Below are 21,408 nucleotides of genomic sequence, written 5' to 3'. Positions count from 1 at the left end.
CTTTACTTGAATACATAGGACAGCTTGTCAAGATCGGCCGTCTCTATGTATATCTTTTGGTCGTGCACCAGATAGGGGAAGGGAATGGGATTGCATCCGCCGGAAAAGCCTATGGTGCCCTTGTTCATCACGACATCGCAGAGTTTGCAGACCACCTCGTTTTTCCGCTCGAAGTAGCCGGTCGGCCCGCAAATTTCGCAGGCGTCGAGGCCCACACCGTAGGCGCTCTGTGATTTCTTGATCAGAATAAAGCGCATCTTGATGCCGTCCTTCGCCGTGTACTCATAGCGGTGCAGGTGTTCGTCCTGCAGACTCTCGAGCGGCACGACAATGCGCCCGTCCTCAATTGCATAGTCCTCCGGTGCAGAGAGTGGAATTTCTCGCCCCGCATAGGACTTGAGCGCCGTGATGCTCGAGAGATCAAGCGCAAGAAGCAGGGCAAAAAATGCGGCCCAGTGGCGCACGCGGCGGTGTCCCGCCTTCAACTTTCTGAGTTCCGCCCGATTTCGATAACTCTCCGTTACTCTCAGGTGCCGAAGTATGAGCGTAAGCGGTATCACCAGCAGCAGAGCAAAGAGGAGCGCGTCGAAGATGAGGCTGTGATTGATGACAAAGCTGAGTGCCTCAAAAAACTTCGGATTGCGCGGAATGATGCGCAGCGAATAGAGACGCTGCAAAATGAGTGCGGCCTGCGAGACACCGCGGAGCAAAAGTACCGGCGGAAGCAGCAAATCGAATTCCCGCTCTCCGAGGCAGAAACCGCAGCGGAACGCCGCAATCCCCGAGAGCAACATGACGAGAATCGCGAGACTGTAGCCGATGACACGGAACAAAACCGCCGTGCTGACCGCACTCTCTCCGTAGCTCACAAAGCTGCTCACATTGGTCATAATTAGCGGGAGGTACGAGAAAAACGAGGCGAGACTGTATAGGACCACAGCGAGGCTCAGCAGGATTTCATATGCCTTCCGCTGTTTTTTTCGAAGATAGGAGCCAAACAGAATGAGCAAGAGCAGCAGCAACATGCTCCCGACAACGGGCAGCATGCTATAGAAGTTTAAGGCGGTTCGGTTTAAAAAATTCGGTATCGAGCGCAGATACGCCGAGAGCGCCGCGGCGAGAACGCCGCCGATGACGGAAAAGCCTATGATGCGAACGCGCTTGGCTCTCTCCTCATAGCGCAGTAAGGAAAACAAAAGACCCATGGTGACCGAAAACGCAATTCCGCCCTCCATGATTTTGACAAACAACTTTAAGATAGAATCACCTTCCCTCTCGAGTGCTATACATGGCAATACAGGCGAAGGGTTGCCCCTCCGCCCGTACTGAAGTCAAAGCGTTCTTTTTACCACTGCGGTCCGTTCCACTCAAAGTCCGGCCACTCCGCAACCAGCGGCTCGGTCCAGAAGCGACCCGTGACACCCGTCTCCTTGTCGACGTGGAGCAGATAGTCATTGCCCGGAGCGCTCACAACGAACTTGACATCATAGACGCCGACACCTTCCGGGAACTTGAAGTTTGCGCCGTAGTGCGGGCCGTCGGAAGCGTTCATCGGCATGAAAGCGACCTCGGTCGGCTCCTTGTCGGAACCCTTCTTCTGGATGATGGCCTTGACCTGCAGCCACGGAACAAAGTCACCCTTGCCGTAGCCGAGGGTCGTGCCCTCCTGGCTCGCCGTGATATCCGCCTCGATGTGGCAATCGGAATCTGCCTTCGAGAGCGAATTGCCCGCCGGCTCCATGTCGACCGGCTGGAAATAAACGCCCGAGATAATCAGCGGGCCGACCTCCTGATCGTCACCGATTGGGAACTCCTCAAATCCGGCATTCTCACCCGGCGCCTTTGCCTCGGCCTTGGTCTCCTCTGCCTTGGTCTCGCCCGCAGCCGCCTTGGTCTCACCGGCCTTGGTCTCCGCACTGCTCTCCGTAGCGCTGCCCGAAGCCTTGGTCTCCGCGCTCTTGCTGCCGCCGCAAGCGCTCAGCGCAACCGCGGCAATGAGCATCGATACTGCCAAACTTCTCTTCATCATGACTTTTTACCTCCCTGTTTCTGTGTTTTGTTTTTACCCAGCTGGCGACGGTAGGTGAAGATTGTCAGCGCCAGCAGAATAAGCTGAGGAATGAGATTCTCGTAGCGGTCGTAAATACCGAGAAGCTCGAAATTAAAGCCGTTCATCCACGGGATGATGGTTCTTCCGATGACATCCGCCTCCTGCAGTTCGTAAACGCCCTTGCCGATGAACGAGATGCAGAGGATAAACATGAGCACGCTCGTGAAGGTGAAGAAGGGCTTTAAGGGCAGTCTGACGGACAGTTTCGTGATTGCGACATAAACAATCGCGAGAATCAGAACGGCGAGTGCAAGACCGCCCCAGAGCATCTGCGGGTTATTGGTGATGTTCGCGCGCATGCCCTGGAAGAACATAATGAGCTCCGCACCCTCTCGCGCTACCGCGAGGAAGGCCGAGAAGGAAAGCGTGTACATGCTGCCCTTATCGATGCTCTGCTGTACCTTGTCCTTAATATATTTGCTCCAGGTCTCCGCCTCTGCCTTCGAGAGCATCCAGTTGCTCACATAGAAGAGGACAATGACCGCGAGGAACATCGTGACACCTTCAAAAATCTCCTGCCCCGCACCGGACTGCGCATCGCCGAGGCTTGCCGCAATCCCGTTGAAGATCATCGCGAGCATAACGCTGAACAGCACACCGAGTCCCGCGCCGATGTAGACCGAAGCCAGATACTTCCGGCAGTTTGTCTTGACAAGATAGGCGATAATCGCGGCAATGACCAGAATGGCCTCAAGGCCCTCTCGAAGCGTAAGGCCGAGCACCGCAAGGAAGGTCTGCCAGGCCGCCCCGCCGCTACTCGACCCGTCGGCACTGTTTGTCGCAGCGGTGCTCCCGCTTCCCTGCGCCGCGGCTTTGCCGCCGTCCAGGGTAATCGCATCCTCGGTGAGCATGCCCTTTAAGGTCTCGACACTGCTCTTTAACTCCTCTTTCGAGCCGCCGTCGCGGATGATCTTTTTGACGAGATAGAACTGGTGCTCCACATCGGAGCCGCGACTTCCGGAGATGGAAGCCATGACCGTCTTTTCAAAGCCGAGTTTCTCGTAGAATTTATAGTAGGCCACGTTGACCTGCTCGGTCGCTTTCTTGCCGGCCTCTTCGCCGCCCGCGCCGTAGGCTTCGACCGCGCCGTCCAGAACCGTACCCATGGTCGATGCGACCTCCTGCCAGTTCGCATACTTTTGCTCCGCATAGACCGGCAGGGCGAGCAGCAGCGCCATCAAAAGTGCCGCGCACGCTGCCGCAATGCGGCGAAAGCTGTGTCTGCTTCTCTGACTCATTTTTCCCCTTTCTGTTGTTCACCCGGAATTTCCGATTTCCTGTGTCACATCCCGCACCGTGCCCGCCCGAAGTTGCAGAACGCGGTCGGCCGCCCGAAGCTGCGACCAATCATGCGTCACAACCAGTACGCCTGTGCCCTGCGCCCGGAGAGCCGCAAAGAGCCGCAAAAAGTCGGCCGCACTCTCCCGGTCCAGATCCGCGGTCGGCTCATCCGCGAGTAAAAACCGCGGTGCTGTCATGAGCGCTCTCGCGAGCAACACGCGCTTCGTCTCTCCGCCGGACAATTCCGCGGGACAGGCATCCCGGAGCGCAAGCGCCCCGGTCCGGTCAAGTAAGGCCGTAGCGCGGCTGTAGAGCTCTTTGCACTGCGCCTTATCTCCCGAAAACATGGCGGGGAGCGCAACGTTCTGCACCGCTGTCAGGGCTTCGAGCAGTCCGAGTTGCTGCGGCAAATACGAAACCACGCGCTGTCGCAGATCGCAGCACTCATCCTCCGTAAACGCAGTGCTGTCTCTGCCGTTCACCAGAACTCTGCCGCCATCGGGTTTTAAAAGCCCCGCGAGAATTTTCAAGAGTGTCGTCTTGCCGCTCCCCGACTCGCCGGTCAGAAAAACCAGTTCGCCGCGCCCGAGACAAAGGGACGCATCCTGTAACACTTTGACCTCGCGTTTGCCGCGAAGAAAGCGCTTGCAGAGGCCTTCCGCCCTAAGCTCTTCCATGTTTTGCCTCCCCCGTAAGCCTGCAGCAGAGCGCTACGGCACTGACCGCCATCAAAAGTCCCGACAGCACGTAAATCAGCGGGCGCGTGTAGAGATTGCAGGCCATTTCATGCACCCTGCAGCCACCGATCAGGCTTTTTGCGAGTGCGAAGCTCTCTGCGCCTAGCGCCAGATTCATGGCGGCGATGCCGCCGCTGAAAGCCGCGGGCCAAAGAGCCGCCAACAGGCCGCCGAAGATAACGACCGCCGCGACGCTCTGTTCCGCGACATCCATCCAGTGGCACTTCATAAAACCGCCGTCAGGCTTCATCGGACAGACCGGCGCAAGCGTGCCCGGTGTCAGAAATAACAAAAGTCCGAGAACCAGAAACAGGATGCCGAAGATTCGCTGAAGCCGCATAATCACCGTCCTCACAAAGGTTAAATTTAGCTAACACGCGCGGCAAAAAAAATACAAATTCCTTGGAATTTGTATGATGCTTTGCGCATTGCTTTTCTTAATACTATGATAGTTGCCTATAATTGTCAAGTTTGTTTTCTATAATCTCACTGTTTTTTCTGCTCTGCGGCAGCATATAAAAAGAGCGAACCGGCGCAACCGCGCCGATTCGCTCTTTTTCGTATGGTCTCGCAGGTGCTTTTTAGCCCTGCATCTGCTTTGCGACTTCTTCCGCAAAGTTCTCGCTCTTATGCTCAAGGCCCTCGCCGGTCTCATAACGGACAAAGGTCTTGATTGTGATGTGCGCCTGGTTGGCCTTTGCGACCGAAGCTACGTAGGAAGCGACATTCTGCTTGCCGTCCTCAGCCTTGACATAGACCTGGTCCAGAAGGCAGATTTCTTTCAGCTCCTTCTGGAGACGGCCCTGCACTGCGCCCTCAATGACCTTCTCCGGCTTGTTTGCCATCTTCGGGTCATTCTTAATCTGTGCCGCGAGAATCTCTCTCTCCTTCTCGAGGTAGTCCGCATCGACCTCGGCATCGCTCGTGTAGAGCGGCTTCAGTGCTGCGACCTGCATTGCGACATTCTTCGCCATCTCTTTAACCGCATCGTTCACGACATCGGTCTCGACCGCAAGGAGAACGCCGATCTTTCCGCCCGCGTGGACATAGGACTCGACGAAACCGTTCTCCTCCTTAAGCTGACGGAAGCGACGGATGTCAAGCTTCTCACCGATCACGGAAATCATCGAGGAGAGCTCTTCCTTGACCGTGAGAGACGGATCTGCCGTCCACGGCTCTGCGAGGAAGCCCTCGAGGTCCGTCGCATCGGTGTTCAACGCCTGCTGCGCAACCTCGCCGACATAGGTTCTGAACTTCTCGTTCTTCGCGACGAAGTCGGTCTCTGCGTTCACTTCGACCGCAACGCCCTTCTTGCCGTCCTCGCTGACAAGCACAGCAACCATACCCTCGGCTGCGATGCGGCTCGCCTTCTTCTGCGCGCCTGCGAGTCCCTTCTCACGGAGGAACTCGATTGCCTTTTCCATGTCGCCCTCAACTGCCGCGAGAGCCTTCTTGCTGTCCATCATGCCTGCGCCGGTGAGCTCTCTGAGCTCTTTTACCATTGCCGCTGTAATTGCACCCATTTTTTCTCTCCTCTCGCCTGATTGCTTATCGCGCGTTTGCTTCAATTGCCGCCTTGATTGCGCCTGCAGCCGTGTCATCGCCCTCTGCGACTTCCTCGCTGCGGTTCTCCTCACCCTGGTGTGCCTCAACAACAGCGTCTGCGAGCTTGGAGACAATGAGTCTCACCGCGCGGATTGCGTCGTCGTTGCCCGGGATCACATAGGTCAGCTCTTCCGGATCCGAGTTCGTATCCGCAATGCCAATCAGCGGGATGTTCAGCTTATGTGCTTCCGTAACGCAGATGTGCTCCTTCTTCGGGTCGATAATCACGATTGCGTCCGGGATCTTCTTCATATCCTTGATGCCGCCGAGGTTCTTCTCGAGCTTCTCGAGCTCCTTCTTGAGCTCCGTCACTTCCTTCTTCGGAAGGCGGTCGAAGGTGCCGTCCTGGCTCATCTCCTCGATCTGGCGCAGTCTCTTAACTCTGGACTGAATGGTCTTGAAGTTGGTGAGCATGCCACCGAGCCATCTCTCGTTCACGTAGAACTGGCCGCAGCGCTCTGCCTCTTCCTTGATGGCATCCTGCGCCTGCTTCTTCGTGCCGACAAAGAGAATCGTGCCGCCCGCAGCCGCAATGTCCATGACTGCCTTGTAAGCATCGTCCACCATGCCGACTGTCTTCTGCAGATCGATGATGTGGATGCCGTTTCTCTCCGTGTAGATGTACGGTGCCATCTTGGGGTTCCAGCGTCTCGTCTGGTGACCGAAGTGCACACCTGCCTCTAAAAGCTGCTTCATTGATACTACGCCCATGTTTTTTTCCTCCTGAGGGTTTGTTCTTCCGCCGGCCTTTCGGCGCGCACCACTGCTCTCGCAGCACCCGGCGCACGCCTCGGCCGACGTGTTGTCTGGGAAAAATCCCGTAACTATCTTACTTTATCACTTTTCTTGCCATATTGCAAAAGGATTTTATCGCTTTGCGGCAGCTGTCCGCCGCTTGCCGTTCTCCTCCTGATAGGCAGCGATCTCGTCGAAGACCGCGTCATTCAAAATTTTGATGTAGGTACCCCGCATACCGCTTGAACGGCTCTCAATGACGCCCGCGCTCTCAAACTTCCGGAGTGCATTTACGATTACGGAGCGGGTGATGCCGACCCGGTCTGCGATCTTGCTCGCGACCAGGACGCCCTCGGTCCCATTCAGCTCGCTGAAGATGTGCGTGACTGCTTCGAGCTCTGAAAAACTCAAAGTCTGAATTGCCCCGCGCACAATCTGGAGTTTTCTCGCCTCTTCCTGATATTCTTCGTTCACGCTCTGGCGCATCGCCATGCCGATTACCATCGCGGTATATTCGCTCACGATGATATCGTCAATGGTGAAGGCCGCTTCCTTGTATGCCATCAAAGTTCCAAGACGCTCACCTGCAATGTAGATCGGTGTAACAAGCGCCTGGCGGTTCTGCACCGCCTCGCGCGCAAATCCCAGTGTTTCCAGATTCACATTCTCCTTGGTCGACAAAATGGCAAGCAGCCGCTCGTTTAACAACGGGTCGGCAAAACTGCCCACCTTGCCGGACAGGAGACCGCAAAACTCTTCCTTCTCTCCCCCGCCGATACCGCCTGTACCAAGAATCTTACCCTTCTTGCTGATGACCAGGGTACTGCCATCCAGTACATTGCTCAGTACAGTCAGAATGTCGCTGAACTTTACCTTCATGCTTCTGCCGTTTTGCAGCAACTGGTTTATCTTTCTGGTTTTATCAAGTAATTGCACGCTCATGATGTCTCTCCTCGTATGTCGTTAACCCGGTTGTTATTTCTTTGCTGCAATTAAACTTCTCAGCCCTTGTCCTCCTTTCCGAGCACCTCGCTGTAACCGCACGCCTCATCGGCACAGACCAGCTTATTGCCTCTCTCTGTCATATACCCGCCGCACTTCGGGCAACGCTTCTCCGACGGCTTGGCCCAACTCATGAACTCACAGGTCGGATTGTTTTCGCAGCCGTAGTAAATGCGTCCCTTCTTCGTTCTCTTGCGTACCAGCTCACCGCCGCACTTCGGACATTTGACCCCGATCTTTTCGAGATAGGGTTTCGTATTCCGGCACTCCGGAAAGCCCGGACACGCGAGAAACTTGCCGTGCGGTCCGTACTTGATCACCATGCGTCTGCCGCAGAGCTCGCAGTCGACATCACTCTCTTCGTCTGCAATTTTTACGCTCTCCAGCTCTTTTTCCGCCTGCTTGACGGCTGCGTTGAGATCCGGATAAAAATTCTCAACGACAGTCTTCCAATTCATTTTACCCTCTCCGACCGAGTCAAGCAAGCGTTCCAGATTCGCCGTGAATTGTGGCTCCACGATAACCGGAAACGACTTCACCATCATGCGGTTTACGACCTGACCGAGCTCCGTGACATAGAGGTTTTTCTGCTCTTTGATCACATAGCGCCGCGCCAGTATCGTCGTGATGGTCGGTGCATAAGTACTCGGGCGACCGATGCCCTGTTCCTCCATCGCGCGAACCAGACTTGCCTCGGTGTAATGCGCCGGCGGCTGCGTAAAATGCCGCTCCTTGTCAAAGCCCTCGAGCACAAGTTCCTCGCCCTCGCTGAGCTTTAAAAGCGCCGCATCCGGCTTCTCCTCCTCTTCCTCCTCGCTGTCGCTGTAGACTTCCATGAAGCCCGAGAACTTAAGCGAAGAGCCGGAGAGGGAAAAGCGGTGCTCGCCACAGACCAGTTTGACCGAAGTGGAGGCATAGACCGCCTCCTGCATGCGTCCCGCCGCAAAGCGCTTCCAGATCAGCTGATAGAGGCGGAACTGGTCGCGGGACAGCGAGGCTTTTACCGTCGCCGGTGTCAGCGTGATGTCAATCGGGCGAATGGCCTCGTGGGCATCCTGAATCTTCTGCCCACCCTGTTTCTCCTTTCGCTCGGCAGCGACATACGTTTCCCCGTAGTTCTCACGGATATACGCCCGCGCCGCGGCATCCGCCTCTTCGGCGACACGCGTGCTGTCGGTTCTCAGATAAGTAATCAGTGCGATGGTACCTCTGCCCTCGACCTCGACGCCCTCGTAGAGCTGCTGCGCGATACGCATGGTCTTTTGCGTCGAGAAATTCAGGCGTTTTGATGCTTCCTGCTGCAAAGTCGAAGTGGTGAAGGGCAGCGGCGCTTTCCGGCTCCGCTCACTCTTTTTGATTTCCTGCACGAGAAGCGGCTTGCCCTCGCAGTCTTTGATGACCGAAAGGCATTCCGCCTCGCTGTGAAGTTCCATCTTTTCCTTACCGACCCCGTAGTAGCGCGCCTTCAGCGGCTTTTTGCCGCCTGCTGCGTGCGTGATTGCTTCGAGGGACCAGTACTCTTTCGGCACGAAGGCCTCGATTTCCGCCTCGCGGTCGCATATCATACGAAGCGCGACCGACTGCACTCTGCCGGCGGAGAGCCCGCGCTTCACCTTGGCCCAGAGCAGGGGGCTTATGCTGTAGCCCACCATGCGGTCCAGGATGCGGCGTGTCTGCTGTGCATCGACCAGATCCATATCAATCTCTCTCGGATGCTTGATGCTCTCGCGAACAGCGTTCTTTGTGATTTCATTGAACGTAATGCGGTATACCTTTTTCCCTGTCTCCTCCAGTTTCAGCGCTTTTTGCAGATGCCAGCTGATGGCCTCTCCCTCGCGGTCCGGGTCCGTTGCAAGATAAATCTTGTCCGCTTTCTTCACTTCTTTCCGAAGTTTTGCGAGTACATCTCCTTTTCCGCGAATTGTGATATACTTTGGTTCATATCCGTGCTCGACATCGATGCCGAGCTGTGATTTCGGGAGGTCGCGAACATGTCCCTGACTCGCGTCCACCACATAATTGGATCCCAAAAACTTTTTAATTGTCTTCACCTTCGCAGGTGACTCTACGATCACTAAATTTGACGCCATGTGATTGCATTCCTCTCAAAAAGTATTGTTATTTCCGCGGAAAAAATGCGAAATAGCTCCTATAGTAAGAAAGCGTGTTTTACCTTACCGCATTTCTCAAAAGTTTGCAAGTATGTTTCCCTTGCAAGCCATCATTTTTAGGCTTTTACGCCGATAAATATCCGATTACAGAAAGGAAAACCTATGGCTTTAGACGGTATTGTCATCGCCGCACTCGTGCAAGAGTTGCGACGCACTCTGCTCGGCGGGCATATCCAGAAAATCGCGATGCCCGAGAACAATGAGCTCCTTCTGACCATTAAAAACAATGCGTCCCAGCACCGCCTCCTGATTTCCTGCGAGGCTGCCCTCCCGCTCCTCTATCTGCAGCGCGAGAACAAACCGAGCCCGCTCACGGCGCCCGGCTTTGCGATGTTACTCCGGAAACACATCGGCTCCGGCAAGATCACCGCGATCGAACAGCTGGGGCTGGAGCGCATTGTCCGCATTGAGACGACGCAGTTCAATGAACTCGGAGACATTGCGCCGCGCGCCCTCTATGTGGAGCTCATGGGCAAGTATTCGAACATTATCTTTACCGATGAAAGCAATGTTATCCTAGACAGCATGCGCCGCGTCCCCGCGAGTGTGAGTTCGCTCCGCGAAGTGCTGCCGGGCCGCCCCTATTTTGTCCCCGAGAAATTACAGAAAACCAATCCGCTCTCGCTCACGGAAGAGACCTTTGCCGCCGCCCTCGCCGCGGAGAGCGGCCTTCCGCTGGACCGCGCTCTCTCCGCTGCCTTCTCCGGCATCTCTTCGCTCGCAGCCCAGGACATCCTGTACCGCACTTCGATTGACCCGCGCGCCGGGTTTTCCGATTTGCGGCCCGAAGAAACGGTGCGGCTCTTTGCGACTTTTGAGAGCGTCATCGAAAAAGTTCGCAACGGACAGTTTTCTCCCGTCATGTATGTCAGGGATGAACTCCCCGTCGAATTTGCCGCACTGCCGCTCGCAATGCTCGAAGCCGAAGGACTCTCTCTGCGCGCCTATGACTCGATGAGCGAACTTCTCTATTCCTACTATTCGCTCCGCGCGAAGAGCGCCCGGATGCGGCAAAAATCCGCGGATCTCCGTCGCCTCGTGCAGAACCATTTGGAGCGCAGCCAGCGGAAGCGTATCCTACAGGAAAAACAGCTCGCCGACAGTCAGAAAAAAGAGAAGTACCGCGTCTATGGTGACCTCCTGAATACCTACGCCTTTCAGGTACCGCCGGGCGCAGACTCCTTCGTCGCCGAAAACTTTTACGATGACAACAAGCCTCTTCGGATTCCGCTCGACAAAAATCTGACGCCGGCCGAGAATGCCAAAAAATATTTTGACCGCTACGCCAAGTTAAAGCGCACCGAGCTTGCAGTCGATCAGGAGCTCGAAAAAACCGTGCAGGAAGAAGCACACCTCTCCTCCGTTTTGACTGCCCTGGAGCTCGCGACCGAGGAGAGCGATCTCGCCGAAATTCGGGAGGAACTCGCTGCCTTCCAATATGTGAAACGCCAGCGCTCGCCGAAAGGAAAACGCCCGCAAAAAATCCAGTCGCACCCGCTTCACTTCCGCTCCAGTGACGGCTTTGATATCTATGTCGGCAAGAACAATTTCCAGAACGAAGAGCTCACCTTCAAAGTAGCTTCCGGCTCCGACTGGTGGTTCCACGCGAAGGGCATGCCGGGCTCCCACGTGATCGTCAAAGCGAACGGACAGGAACTCCCGGACCGCTGCTTTGAAGAGGCTGCCGCTCTCGCCGCCTACTATTCCAAAGGGCGGGATCAGGACAAGGTGGAAATCGATTACCTGCAGCGCCGCAATGTGAAAAAGGTAAACGGCGCACCGCCCGGCTTTGTGATCTACCACAGCAACTGGTCCATGATGGCAAAACCGCGGGCGGAGATATAAATCTTACTGCTTCCCCATCAACGCCTCTTTGCGAACAAGAATCGGCAAGGGGTGCGCCGAATCTTCCCTATATGGATTACACCATCTTTTCATCTATTTTCCTTTCTCAGTCGTGGCTTGGACACTTCTCTTATACGGAAAGGTGATTTCCTTGTGAAACGATTTATTTCCCCCGCATAGCGGGTGGGTTTTTGCTTCGCAACGGTTCACTTGCTTTGCAAGCGAACCATGCTCAGCAGGCGAAAGCCAAAAGCTTCAACAAAAAGCGGGCAGCCCGGATTTTCCGGACTGCCCGCTTTCTTTGTTTCTGTTTTTGTTTTGCCGAAGCGGCTCTTTTACATCATGCCGCCCATGCCGCCTGCCGGCATTGCCGGTGCCGCCTGGGGCTCCTTGATGGTCGCAACCGCAGACTCGGTCGTGAGCAGGGTGCTCGCAACGCTCGTCGCGTTCTCGAGTGCCGTTCTGGTCACCTTTGCCGGATCCAGAATGCCCTCCTTGACCATGTCGACATAGACCTCGTTGTAAGCGTCGAAGCCGATGCCCTTCTTGCTCTCCTTGACCTGGTTCACAATGACAGCGCCCTCAAGGCCCGCGTTCTCCGCAATGTAGAAGAGCGGAGCCTCCAGTGCCTTCATGACAATCTTTGCGCCGGTCTTCTCATCGCCCTCGAGGCTGTCCACCAGCTTCTGAACTTCCTTCGATGCGTTGATGTACGCCGTGCCGCCGCCTGCGACAATGCCCTCTTCGACAGCCGCTCTCGTCGCATTGAGTGCGTCCTCCATGCGGAGCTTTGCTTCCTTCATCTCGGTCTCGGTTGCCGCGCCGACGCGAATCACCGCGACACCGCCGGAGAGCTTTGCCAGACGCTCCTGGAGCTTCTCCTTGTCGAACTCGGACGAGGTCTCTGCAAGCTGCGCCTTAATCTGCGCGGTTCTTGCATCGATATCCGCCTTCTTGCCGAGGCCGTCCACAATCACGGTGTTCTCCTTCGTGACCTTGACCGACTTCGCGCGACCGAGCTGAGCCATTCTCGCATCCTTGAGCTCAAGGCCGAGCTGCTCGCTGATTACGGTACCGCCGGTCAGAACCGCGATATCCTGCAGCATTTCTTTTCTTCTGTCGCCGTAGCCCGGTGCCTTGACCGCAACCACATTGAAGGTGCCGCGCAGCTTGTTCACAATCAGAGTCGTGAGTGCCTCACCCTCGACATCCTCTGCGATAATGAGGAGCTTCGCACCGCTCTTCACAACTTCCTCGAGCAGCGGGAGCACTTCCTGGATATTCGAAATCTTCTTGTCGGTAATCAGGATGTACGGATCCTCGAGGGTCGCCTCCATTTTCTCGACATCGTTTGCCATGTACGCGGAGATATAGCCGCGGTCAAACTGCATGCCCTCAACCAGATCGAGCTCGGTCTTCATGGTCTTGGACTCTTCGATTGTGATGACGCCATTGTTCGTGACCTTCTCCATAGCGTCTGCGACCATCTCGCCGACTTCGTCATTCGAAGCGGAAATCGCCGCGACTCTCGCAATCTGCTTCTTGCCGGAAATCGGCTGAGACATCTCCTTTATGGTCTCGACAGCCTTGTCGCAAGCCTTCTTCATGCCCTTCCGGAGCACAATCGGGTTGGAACCTGCCGCAATGTTCTTCACACCCTCGTTGATCATAGCCTGTGCGAGAACGGTTGCGGTCGTCGTGCCGTCACCTGCGACATCGTTGGTCTTCGTCGCAACTTCCTTGACGAGCTGAGCGCCCATGTTTGCGAACGCATCCTCCAGCTCAATCTCCTTTGCAATCGTCACACCGTCATTCGTGATGAGCGGCGCACCGTAGGACTTGTCGAGAACCACGTTTCTGCCCTTCGGTCCGATGGTAACACGCACCGCATTTGCAAGCTCATTGACACCCTGAATCAGCGCATCTCTCGCCTCAACGCCAAACTTTACTTCCTTTGCCATAATTCCACTCTCCTCCTGTCCGCTCTCTTATTCCATCACCGCAAGGATATCGCTCTGCTTAATTACGACATACTTCACGCCGTCGAGCTCCACATCGGAACCCGCATATCTCGAGTACAGAACCTTGTCGCCTGCCTTGACCTGCATCTTGACTTCCTTGCCGTCCACAAGTCCGCCCGGACCCACTGCAATAATCTCGCCCTGACCCGGCTTCTCCTTGTCGCCCTGACCCGGCAACACGATTCCGGATGCGGTGGTCTCTTCCTCAACCATCTTCTTCAGCACGACACGGTCAAATAACGGTACCAGCTTCATAATACAATGCCTCCTTCACCAAACATGAACTGCATTTTGTTTTATCTTCTCAACAAGAGCAGTTATAACATTTGTTGTTAGCAGTGTCAAGGTTTGAGTGCTAACTTTTTTTGATTTTGTTGCAAGAAATAAAAAACGGCACCCTTTCGAGCGCCGCTTCCGCTTACGATTTGTCCGCGATCAGATATTCGATGCCGTCGACCACATCATTGGTCAGATAAATTTTGAGTTCGGTGTCTCCGAGCGTGTAATAGAGCACGCCCTCGTCCTCTTTGCAGCCCGTGCCGTACGCCTTCTCGACCGCCTCGCGCGTAGAACCGAGGCGTATGCCCTCCGGGGTGCTGACATTCTTATCGAGAATGCAGACCGACTGCACCTTCTGTGCGCCGTTGTTCTCGCTCAAAGTACAGAGTTCAAAGCCCTTGAAGCTGTAAATTCTCTCCTTGCCGTTGCCCTGCACCGCTTCCTGGACAATCATCTTATCCGCCTTGCCGAGTGAGTTGAGAATCCCCTTGGCGCTCTGGCCGCAGGTAATCTTTGCGCCGCCGCTCTGGAAGGTATAGGCGCTCTTCTTGGCGCCGAGCGCCGCAAAGCTGCCGGCAAAAATCGCAGCGCTGATGACAACTGCCGTGATAACTTTTTTTCCCGCACCCATATTTCTCTTCATGCTCTTCCTCTCGACTCCGGTTATAATCTTTACGAATTTATTACATTCTATCCCAAGAATACAAAATATGCAAGTATTTCCCTCAGCTCGAGAGGTCAGAAACATCCGAATCCGGGGTGATATCGACCCGGTACCCCGGGTAAGCAGCTTCGATTTCCTGCCGCAAGACATCGACCGCATCCGCCCTGCTCTTGGTGAAGTCCACCACGGCGTCAAAGCGCATATACTTCTTCGCGGGCTCCGCATAGAAGCCGTGGATCTGCAAAATCCAGGCATGCGAGAGCGCAATGTGCTCGATCGTATGGCGCATCTCTGCAGCCGCCGGATCTTTGGTATTGTGGGCATAGACACCGATGGTGCTGATGCGGATGCCGGTCGCCTCTTTGACGCGCTTCTGAATGCGTCTGGTCAGCGCGTCGACCTCTTCGACGGTCATCGTGTCCGGGAGCTCGAGGTGCACAACGCCGTAGCGCCGCTCCGGGCCGTAGTCCGTGATGAAGAGATCATACGCCCCGATTACAACCTGTTCCTCCATAATCAGCGCGCGAATCTTCCGGACAAGTTCCGTATCCGGGCGCTTGCCGAGAATCTCATCGAGGGTATCACATACCATGCCATATCCGGCTCTCACGATCATCACCGAAATCAGGGTGCCCACATAGGCCTCGAGGGAGATTTCGGTGCGGAGGAAGATGAGAGCGGACGCGAGCACAGACGCCGAGAGCAAGGCATCAAATGAGGCGTCGGAACCCGAGGCGACCAGCGCATCCGAGTTCAGCAGTTTCCCCCGGTGCTTTACATATTGCCCCATCAGAATCTTTACGAGAACCGCCACCGCGATAATGACAAGACCGACCGCACTGTACTGCGGCGTCTCTGGATGCAACATCTTTTTGACCGACTCGACGAGCGAACTTAAGCCCGCATAGAGAACCAGCGCTGCCACCAGCAGCGCACTCAGATATTCAATGCGACCGTGTCCGAGCGGATGCTCCCGGTCGGGCTCTTTTGCCGCAGCTCTCGCGCCGACGATTGTGATAACCGAGGACAGCGCATCGGTCAGGTTGTTGACGGCGTCGAGTAAAATCGCGATGGAATTGGATGCGAGGCCGACCGCCCCCTTGAAAACCACGAGAAACAGATTGGCAATGATGCCGATTACACTGGTTCTTACAATACCCTGATTTCTCGCTTCGGGCGTCTTCACGGTTTCTTTTTGTGCCGCTGCCTGCCCCTTGTCCCCGGCTATCGGCAGCTCTTGTCTCTCGTTTTCCCGCATGTGCTTTTCCCCGTTTCCTTCCTCTCTTGTATACAATTTTTCACTTTAAAAAGAAGTCCTTTGCCGGTGACAAAGGACTCTTTGTTGTTCTGCTCAGATAATTGCCGTAATCGCTGCGATGAGGCCGAAAACGATGCCCGGCGCATTCGCCAGCGCGACCGGATAATCGCGGTTCTTCTTTAAGAGCGCATAGGTGACCCAGAGCGTGCAGTTGACTGCCGCGACCAAGGGCTGAATCGGTGTGCCCTTCATTCCGTGCAGATTGTTCATAATCTGCGGAATATAGGAGACATACATCATGACGGCGACACAGGTTGCAATCCATCCGAGAGCCGTTAACGCTTTTTGTGACATAGTATCCTTTCTCTGCCGCGGCAGGAAACCGCGCTCATCAAGCGCGCAACACAGTAACTTGTGTCTTAGATACTAGCAGTTCGTTTCATTCTCCGTCAACTTATGCATTTGCCGAAATTTAAGTATTCTTGTCCCTGATTTTAGACAATACGACAGATGACTTTTATTTCCGAAAATAAGTAACGCAGGGCCTCACAGCTTGTATTCGACCGCATTGATGACGTGACTGTCCCGTAGACTGCCGAGAAAGGCGTTCAGGCCACCTTCCTCCGTTTCTTCACTGTCCGCGGTCACAATCATAGCTACATCCTCTGCAACCATGCGAACAGCATCGGCCTGTTCTTTCGTACACTTCACCATGGCGCAGTCCGAAATTTTCAGTTTTTCCAAAATAGTCTCCGGACTTAAATTCGCATCGAGCTTAATCTTTGCGCAGTCTTTTACTCGAAGTCCCTTCGGATAACGCTTCAGGATATCCGCACTGATGCCAAGTACGGGGCGATCCGCAATATAACCGAGTTCTGTGTCGACAATGCTAAGCTCCCGATAAATCGCATCGAGCTCATCAAAAGCAGCTTCCAGCTCCTTTGCAACACGAACCGTCCCCTCGACCGACAGGTAGCTGAGCTCGGCAAGCGCCTCGGCATCGCGAATAAAGATATCCCCGCTGACACAGAGTTTGGGACCATACTTTCGAACAAGCTTCACTGTCAGCTCTTCGATATCCGCAATATGCCTTGTGCCGTCCGGTACCCGGCAGAGTTCCGTCTCTTCGTCGATACAGGGAAGCAGCTTTTCGAGTAGGCTATCGGTGATTACGATTTTCTTTGCCGCAAATTGTATTCCCTTGGAAAGTACCGCTTCCGTATCAATTGCAGGGTCCAAAAGATAGAGTGTTCCGCTGCAATAGTAACTCGCCTTTTGTGCTCTCCGAATAAAGAGAGCGTCGATTTCCGTATCCGCTTTTAAGATACTTGCTCCCTCCGGGTAATAGTCGGTCTTTCCGTTCACCTGCAAATTTGTGAGGCAGCCCTCATAGCTCTTCGGCATTAAAAGCTTGCCGTTCACCAAAATGCGATGATAGCGCTTTGCCGCGTCCAGACTGCCGTTTCGAAGCGTGAGTCGTCCGTTGACCACGAGAACCTTCCCGGTTCCGTCCGTCTCGGCGTTTAGTTCCCCTCTTCCGTTTACAAACTGTACCTCCAGTTTCTCATTGTCCGGAAGATTCAAACTGTTTGCCACATTAAGACTCACGCAGTAGCGATTCAACAGCGCCCGTGCGCTCTCTCCCGCAATCAGAATTGCCGCATTAATCGAGATATTCTCATAGCCGCTGAAACTCTCTTCCGTCACCCGTCTCGCATCACAACAAACCGCGTTGATTACTTGATTCTTTTTCATAAGAGCTTCCTCCTTCTATGTTTTCAAGCTTTCCCGCAACTCTTTTCTGGCCCGACTGAGGGCCGCACGCACCCCGGAGGGCGAAAGCCCATAAAGTTCCGCGAGTTCCCGCGAACTGTAGCCCTCAAAGTAGCGCCTTCGAAACAGTTCCGCCGTATCCGGCGGCAGCAGAGAGAGCAGCATTGCGGTTTCTACATCAGAGAATCCTCCCTCTACCACATCCTCGGGTCTCGGCATTTTGTTTTGTTCCAGCGCACGTCGCCGACAGGCGTCGAAGAACAAATTGCGCGCGACCTTATAGAGCCAGGCCTTCCGCTCTCGATCCCCCAGGTCTTCGAGAAAGTCCTGATAAGAGAGCACCTTTACGAAGGTCTCCTGTAACAGATCTTCGGCATCGCTCACATTGCCGCATATCATACAGCAGTATTTCAAAAGCTCAGTGCGATGCAAGCTGTACAGCTCGGCTATCATGGCTTCCTCCTTTCTTTCTTCGGCTTTCACTCTTATAACGTTTGAGAAAGGCAAAGTGTTTTCGTTATTTTATTTTCTTCAATTGTTTTTGATTGTTTGGTTGAAAAACGGATGCCACCCATTCCGAGTAGCATCCGTCTCTTACGTATAGGTATATCTCTGTCAAGCACAGTCAAAGTCACGCGAACAGTTTTCGGATTGTTTTCCCCTTACTCCCAAAGCGTGTGATCCGCATGAACCTTATAGCGGAGCGGCTCTCCCTCCATGGTAAAGCTGCCTTCAAACACATAGCTCGTAAAGAGTGTGTAGGGTTCGGTCTGCAGCCGCAGGAACACAAAATCCGCTTGCACCGATTCTTTCACTTCCGGCGCCTCAATCGCAAACAGCTCTGCGGGGGGCTGTTTTTGAAAATCCTGCGCCTTCAGTTCCGCTATCTTTTTGCCCTGCACGGCGACCTCCGAAAAGCCCTCGTCTTCCGGCGTGAAATAGCAGGAAACCAGCACGCAGTCTTTCAGCTTGGCCTGCTGCTTTCCGTCTGGCACCAGCCTGACCCTGCCGTAGCGCTTTCCGTCCCGCCGAAGTTCCATCGTGAGCGCTTTATAATCATAGACCCCCTTGATCTCCGCGTATTCCACCTCCGTATCGGCGCTGTTTCCGTCGAGCGAAAATCCCTCGGCCAGCAAATCCCTTCCGCGGCTCAAACCGGGCGTCAGTGTGCTCTCCGCAATCTGTACCCGAAGCGGCGGCGCCGGAACTCCCGTTATGCTAACCGTTAGCATGAGGAGAAAGGAGGTAAAAAATGCCGTGCCCCAGACTGCCATGGAAGCAGAATAGTAATGTATCTCTTCATGGCGATGAAACAGCCACCAAAGATTTTTTCCCTGCACCACGAGAATGCGCATCACGAGGACAATCCCAAATTCCGCGCGCAGCGCAAAATAACCGGCCGCATAGAGATTAAGTCCGCTGTGGTACTTGTAGGCAATGACCAGGAGATTGCTGAGCAGGATACCGAACAGGAAGAGTCTCGCCTCCCTGAGCGCCTCGGGCGTTGTCAAGTCCTCATAGTGATCCGTGCCGCGACCGTGTACCGCGTGTCCGAGCTTGTAAACCCAGTCCGGCACTTCTCTCTCCGCCATGACGGCATTTCGAAGCGTAATATACACGACCGGCACCATAAAGGCGCAAACCAGTGTCATTCCGACAAACAACAGCGCACCGATATAAAAGCCCATTGCACAGTAACCTCGTTTTCCCAAATTCCGCTAAGAAACCGCGTCAACAGGATTATACCATTATTTCTTACTTCTTGCTGTTTGCGAGCGCCTTCTCAATCAGCTGATTGAGGCGCTCTGCCTGCTTTTTCTCCGTAATTGCACCGACAATGGGCTCCCCGACTATATTCCCCTTTTGGTCAACGACATAGCTGGTCGGGAAAGAGTAAATGCCCATCGCAAACTTCCCCGCGTCCGTGTTCGCATCAAAGCGAAGGTTTCGGTAGCTCGCGCCCTTTTTCGCAAGCACATCTTTTGCCTCCGCAATCGCCGCCGCATCGCCGTCCAGCGTAAAGCTGTTGATGCCGACCACGGCGCCGCCTTTTTCCGCGAGCTGCTTGTTCAGCGCATCCAGCGCCGAGAGTTCTTCCACGCAGGGTCTGCAACTTGTAAACCAGAAGTTTACGACCGTCACGGTATTTCCGCCGAAGAGCTCGCTGCTCTTCACTGCATTGCCGTCTAAATCCTTGCCCTCAAACGCTGGAAAGCTGCCGAGGGAACTCTCGGATACAGGCTTACCGTTTTCCGCCGGAACAGCGCTATTGCCGCCATCCGGCTTCGCGCCGCTCTCCGGATACTTCTGCTCCAGGATGGTAAGCTTTCCCTCAATCTTTTGAATCTTCTCCGCGCCCTCGCGCAGGGTTTTCAGTTCCTCTTCGCTGAACTGCCCCTTTGCGTCCTCGATGGTCTTTAAGAGGAAATCCCCGTAGTTGCTGCCGTCCTCAATCATCGTCGAGCCCTTATCCGCCGCGAGAAATACCTTTTCCCAGAGCGCCCGATTCTCCGTGAGTATAGCGGTCTCTGCCTCCGTGAGCTTTTGGTGCAGGGCCATGGCTGCCTCGGTGTTATCGATCTCCAGGTTTAAGAGCGTGTCGAGATCCGTGCTCGCCGTGCCGTCCAGACTGCCGCTCGCCGAGACAGCCGCGCTGGTTTCGGCCTTGCTTGTCCCCGCCGCCTTTGTCTCCTTGCCGCCGCAGGCAACCAGACTCCCCATGGTCAGTGCGAGTGCGATTCCGGTCAACAGTTTTGTCTTTTTCATTTTGCTTCCTCCCGTTTGATTTTCATTTTTTTATTTTCGATCGTTTTTCCGGCCCCGAAGCCGCAGCGGAAATGCACTGCCTTGGTCGGGCAGGCGTCCACACACATGCCGCAGCGTATGCACTCACTGTGGTCCGGCGTCTTGGTCACATCGACATCCATCTTGCAGGCACGCGCACATTTCCCGCAGGAAATGCAGCGACTTTCATCCACCCGCATACCGACCAACGAGACTTTGTTGAGCAAGGCATAAAAAGCGCCGAGCGGACATATCCACTTACAGAAGGGGCGGTAGATGAACACGCTCAGCAAGATAAACGTGATCAAAATGCCGAATTTCCAGGCAAAGAGTTTGCCGAGCGCCGCGCGTATCCCCGTGTTCACGACGGAGAGCGGTATCGCGCCTTCCAAGACGCCCTGCGGGCAGAGGTACTTGCAGAAAAAGGGTTCTCCCATGCCGAGATCATTGACCGCAAATGCGGGGAGAATCATCACCATAAGAAGCAGCACCGCGTATTTGAGGAAGGTCAAGGGGCGCAAGTTCTTGGTCGACAGCTTTTTTCCCGGTAGCTTATTAAGCAGCTCCTGAAACCAGCCGAAGGGGCAGAGAAAGCCGCAGACAAAGCGCCCCAGGAGAACGCCGAAAAATATCAGGATGCCGGTCACATAGTAGGAAAAGCTGAACTTGGAACTCCCGACGACCGCCTGAAACGCCCCGATCGGACAGGAACCCGAAGCCGCGGGACAGGAATAGCAGTTGAGACCGGGCGCACAGGCGAGTTTTCCCTTGCCCTGATAGATACTCCCCTTCAAAAAGTTCGGCAGATGAATGTTGGTGAGCAAAGCGGCGGCCGCCTGAATCCATTTTCTATCCAATGCCGACACACTCCAGACAGAGTCGTATCGCCTTACTCAGCACGGTATCTGCCTCCCCGCGCCAGGCACCGAAGCCTATCATTGCGACCGAAGAGAGCAATAAAACCGCTTGCAGCATCGTTTTCTTTGAGAGCTTCACCGCAATTCCTCCTTTCATTTGTCCCCATTTTAGCGCGGGGCGTGTAAAATCTCCGTTAAGAGAAAACTTAACGCGGATTTTATGCCGGCTTATGATACAACTTAAGAAGACTTCCATTGAAGCTGCATCCTTGAATTTGAACCCATA

21 protein-coding genes are annotated in these 21,408 nt (G+C 54.7%); 1 reads left to right on the top strand and 20 read right to left on the bottom strand.

The window, feature by feature from the left end:
* Positions 1 to 2: 2 nt before the first annotated feature.
* The 9 genes from HMPREF9623_RS09780 to topA all read right to left on the bottom strand — a co-directional run bounded on the left by HMPREF9623_RS09780 (position 3) and on the right by topA (position 9,560).
* Positions 3 to 1,250 carry a DUF2318 domain-containing protein gene (locus tag HMPREF9623_RS09780; protein WP_242822172.1) on the bottom strand — a complete coding sequence of 416 codons (1,248 nt, stop codon included), beginning with the start codon at positions 1,248 to 1,250 and terminating at the stop codon, positions 3 to 5.
* A 95-nt stretch (positions 1,251 to 1,345) separates the two neighbouring features.
* A complete protein-coding gene (locus HMPREF9623_RS09775; RefSeq protein ID WP_009533725.1) occupies positions 1,346 to 2,029 on the bottom strand; it encodes an iron transporter in 684 nt (227 codons plus the stop codon).
* Positions 2,026 to 3,348 (bottom strand): FTR1 family iron permease, encoded by a 1,323-nt coding sequence (locus tag HMPREF9623_RS09770; RefSeq protein WP_009533724.1) that lies wholly within the window; start codon positions 3,346 to 3,348, stop codon positions 2,026 to 2,028. Before HMPREF9623_RS09770 ends, HMPREF9623_RS09775 begins: the two co-directional genes overlap by 4 nt.
* An 18-nt stretch (positions 3,349 to 3,366) precedes the next feature.
* Positions 3,367 to 4,068, bottom strand: a complete 702-nt coding sequence (locus HMPREF9623_RS09765; protein ID WP_009533723.1) for an ABC transporter ATP-binding protein — start codon at positions 4,066 to 4,068, stop codon at positions 3,367 to 3,369.
* Positions 4,055 to 4,468: a DUF4418 family protein gene (locus HMPREF9623_RS09760; protein ID WP_009533722.1), complete on the bottom strand. Its 414-nt coding sequence runs from the start codon at positions 4,466 to 4,468 to the stop codon at positions 4,055 to 4,057. Before HMPREF9623_RS09760 ends, HMPREF9623_RS09765 begins: the two co-directional genes overlap by 14 nt.
* A 241-nt stretch (positions 4,469 to 4,709) precedes the next feature.
* A complete protein-coding gene (gene tsf, locus HMPREF9623_RS09755; RefSeq protein WP_009533721.1) occupies positions 4,710 to 5,651 on the bottom strand; it encodes a translation elongation factor Ts in 942 nt (313 codons plus the stop codon).
* A gap of 25 nt (positions 5,652 to 5,676) precedes the next feature.
* On the bottom strand, positions 5,677 to 6,444 hold the full coding sequence (rpsB, locus tag HMPREF9623_RS09750; protein WP_009533720.1) for a 30S ribosomal protein S2: 768 nt from the start codon (positions 6,442 to 6,444) through the stop codon (positions 5,677 to 5,679).
* A 156-nt stretch (positions 6,445 to 6,600) separates the two neighbouring features.
* Entirely contained in the window at positions 6,601 to 7,410 is an 810-nt protein-coding gene (codY, locus tag HMPREF9623_RS09745; protein ID WP_009533719.1) for a GTP-sensing pleiotropic transcriptional regulator CodY, read from the bottom strand.
* A gap of 59 nt (positions 7,411 to 7,469) precedes the next feature.
* Complete coding sequence (gene topA, locus HMPREF9623_RS09740; RefSeq protein ID WP_009533718.1) at positions 7,470 to 9,560, bottom strand: type I DNA topoisomerase; 2,091 nt, start codon at positions 9,558 to 9,560, stop codon at positions 7,470 to 7,472.
* Between the two features lie 183 nt (positions 9,561 to 9,743).
* On the opposite strand from topA, the gene HMPREF9623_RS09735 reads away from it, so the two are divergent.
* The gene (locus HMPREF9623_RS09735) at positions 9,744 to 11,486 is read left to right on the top strand and encodes an Rqc2 family fibronectin-binding protein (protein ID WP_009533717.1); all 1,743 of its coding nucleotides are present in this window, start codon (positions 9,744 to 9,746) and stop codon (positions 11,484 to 11,486) included.
* A 335-nt stretch (positions 11,487 to 11,821) separates the two neighbouring features.
* Here HMPREF9623_RS09735 and groL read toward each other — a convergent pair whose 3' ends face one another.
* From groL to HMPREF9623_RS09680, 11 genes are all read right to left on the bottom strand, one after another.
* Entirely contained in the window at positions 11,822 to 13,447 is a 1,626-nt protein-coding gene (gene groL, locus HMPREF9623_RS09730; protein WP_009533716.1) for a chaperonin GroEL, read from the bottom strand.
* 27 nt (positions 13,448 to 13,474) lie between these two features.
* Entirely contained in the window at positions 13,475 to 13,762 is a 288-nt protein-coding gene (locus HMPREF9623_RS09725; protein ID WP_009533715.1) for a co-chaperone GroES, read from the bottom strand.
* Between the two features lie 163 nt (positions 13,763 to 13,925).
* Positions 13,926 to 14,429 (bottom strand): hypothetical protein, encoded by a 504-nt coding sequence (locus HMPREF9623_RS09720; RefSeq protein ID WP_009533714.1) that lies wholly within the window; start codon positions 14,427 to 14,429, stop codon positions 13,926 to 13,928.
* 82 nt (positions 14,430 to 14,511) lie between these two features.
* Positions 14,512 to 15,708, bottom strand: coding sequence for a cation diffusion facilitator family transporter (locus HMPREF9623_RS09715; RefSeq protein WP_009533713.1), 1,197 nt, complete (start codon positions 15,706 to 15,708; stop codon positions 14,512 to 14,514).
* 93 nt (positions 15,709 to 15,801) lie between these two features.
* Positions 15,802 to 16,062 (bottom strand): SemiSWEET family transporter, encoded by a 261-nt coding sequence (locus HMPREF9623_RS09710; protein ID WP_009533712.1) that lies wholly within the window; start codon positions 16,060 to 16,062, stop codon positions 15,802 to 15,804.
* A 192-nt stretch (positions 16,063 to 16,254) separates the two neighbouring features.
* The gene (locus HMPREF9623_RS09705) at positions 16,255 to 17,463 is read right to left on the bottom strand and encodes a hypothetical protein (RefSeq protein WP_009533711.1); all 1,209 of its coding nucleotides are present in this window, start codon (positions 17,461 to 17,463) and stop codon (positions 16,255 to 16,257) included.
* 15 nt (positions 17,464 to 17,478) lie between these two features.
* Positions 17,479 to 17,934, bottom strand: coding sequence for an RNA polymerase sigma factor (locus HMPREF9623_RS09700; protein ID WP_009533710.1), 456 nt, complete (start codon positions 17,932 to 17,934; stop codon positions 17,479 to 17,481).
* 209 nt (positions 17,935 to 18,143) lie between these two features.
* The gene (locus HMPREF9623_RS09695) at positions 18,144 to 19,169 is read right to left on the bottom strand and encodes a hypothetical protein (RefSeq protein WP_009533709.1); all 1,026 of its coding nucleotides are present in this window, start codon (positions 19,167 to 19,169) and stop codon (positions 18,144 to 18,146) included.
* Between the two features lie 67 nt (positions 19,170 to 19,236).
* The gene (locus HMPREF9623_RS09690) at positions 19,237 to 20,247 is read right to left on the bottom strand and encodes a TlpA family protein disulfide reductase (RefSeq protein ID WP_009533708.1); all 1,011 of its coding nucleotides are present in this window, start codon (positions 20,245 to 20,247) and stop codon (positions 19,237 to 19,239) included.
* Positions 20,244 to 21,122 carry a 4Fe-4S binding protein gene (locus tag HMPREF9623_RS09685; protein WP_242822171.1) on the bottom strand — a complete coding sequence of 293 codons (879 nt, stop codon included), beginning with the start codon at positions 21,120 to 21,122 and terminating at the stop codon, positions 20,244 to 20,246. Before HMPREF9623_RS09685 ends, HMPREF9623_RS09690 begins: the two co-directional genes overlap by 4 nt.
* Complete coding sequence (locus HMPREF9623_RS09680) at positions 21,115 to 21,240, bottom strand: CD1871A family CXXC motif-containing protein (protein ID WP_040800418.1); 126 nt, start codon at positions 21,238 to 21,240, stop codon at positions 21,115 to 21,117. Before HMPREF9623_RS09680 ends, HMPREF9623_RS09685 begins: the two co-directional genes overlap by 8 nt.
* Between the last annotated feature and the right edge of the window lie 168 nt (positions 21,241 to 21,408).

The sequence above is a fragment of the Stomatobaculum longum genome (assembly GCA_000242235.1).
In the GTDB taxonomy this organism is placed as follows: Bacteria; Bacillota; Clostridia; order Lachnospirales; family Lachnospiraceae; genus Moryella; species Moryella longum.
Note: the sequence above shows the minus strand (reverse complement) of the source record. Positions and strands in the feature narration are given on the sequence as shown.

Coding starts and splice junctions, on each gene's coding strand:
- HMPREF9623_RS09775 (WP_009533725.1), bottom strand. CDS start 2,029: ATGATGAAGAGAAGTTTGGCAGTATCGATGCTCATTGCCGCGGTTGCG.
- HMPREF9623_RS09770 (WP_009533724.1), bottom strand. CDS start 3,348: ATGAGTCAGAGAAGCAGACACAGCTTTCGCCGCATTGCGGCAGCGTGC.
- HMPREF9623_RS09765 (WP_009533723.1), bottom strand. CDS start 4,068: ATGGAAGAGCTTAGGGCGGAAGGCCTCTGCAAGCGCTTTCTTCGCGGC.
- HMPREF9623_RS09760 (WP_009533722.1), bottom strand. CDS start 4,468: ATGCGGCTTCAGCGAATCTTCGGCATCCTGTTTCTGGTTCTCGGACTT.
- tsf (WP_009533721.1), bottom strand. CDS start 5,651: ATGGGTGCAATTACAGCGGCAATGGTAAAAGAGCTCAGAGAGCTCACC.
- rpsB (WP_009533720.1), bottom strand. CDS start 6,444: ATGGGCGTAGTATCAATGAAGCAGCTTTTAGAGGCAGGTGTGCACTTC.
- codY (WP_009533719.1), bottom strand. CDS start 7,410: ATGAGCGTGCAATTACTTGATAAAACCAGAAAGATAAACCAGTTGCTG.
- topA (WP_009533718.1), bottom strand. CDS start 9,560: ATGGCGTCAAATTTAGTGATCGTAGAGTCACCTGCGAAGGTGAAGACA.
- HMPREF9623_RS09735 (WP_009533717.1), top strand. CDS start 9,744: ATGGCTTTAGACGGTATTGTCATCGCCGCACTCGTGCAAGAGTTGCGA.
- groL (WP_009533716.1), bottom strand. CDS start 13,447: ATGGCAAAGGAAGTAAAGTTTGGCGTTGAGGCGAGAGATGCGCTGATT.
- HMPREF9623_RS09725 (WP_009533715.1), bottom strand. CDS start 13,762: ATGAAGCTGGTACCGTTATTTGACCGTGTCGTGCTGAAGAAGATGGTT.
- HMPREF9623_RS09720 (WP_009533714.1), bottom strand. CDS start 14,429: ATGAAGAGAAATATGGGTGCGGGAAAAAAAGTTATCACGGCAGTTGTC.
- HMPREF9623_RS09715 (WP_009533713.1), bottom strand. CDS start 15,708: ATGCGGGAAAACGAGAGACAAGAGCTGCCGATAGCCGGGGACAAGGGG.
- HMPREF9623_RS09710 (WP_009533712.1), bottom strand. CDS start 16,062: ATGTCACAAAAAGCGTTAACGGCTCTCGGATGGATTGCAACCTGTGTC.
- HMPREF9623_RS09705 (WP_009533711.1), bottom strand. CDS start 17,463: ATGAAAAAGAATCAAGTAATCAACGCGGTTTGTTGTGATGCGAGACGG.
- HMPREF9623_RS09700 (WP_009533710.1), bottom strand. CDS start 17,934: ATGATAGCCGAGCTGTACAGCTTGCATCGCACTGAGCTTTTGAAATAC.
- HMPREF9623_RS09695 (WP_009533709.1), bottom strand. CDS start 19,169: ATGGGCTTTTATATCGGTGCGCTGTTGTTTGTCGGAATGACACTGGTT.
- HMPREF9623_RS09690 (WP_009533708.1), bottom strand. CDS start 20,247: ATGAAAAAGACAAAACTGTTGACCGGAATCGCACTCGCACTGACCATG.
- HMPREF9623_RS09680 (WP_040800418.1), bottom strand. CDS start 21,240: ATGCTGCAAGCGGTTTTATTGCTCTCTTCGGTCGCAATGATAGGCTTC.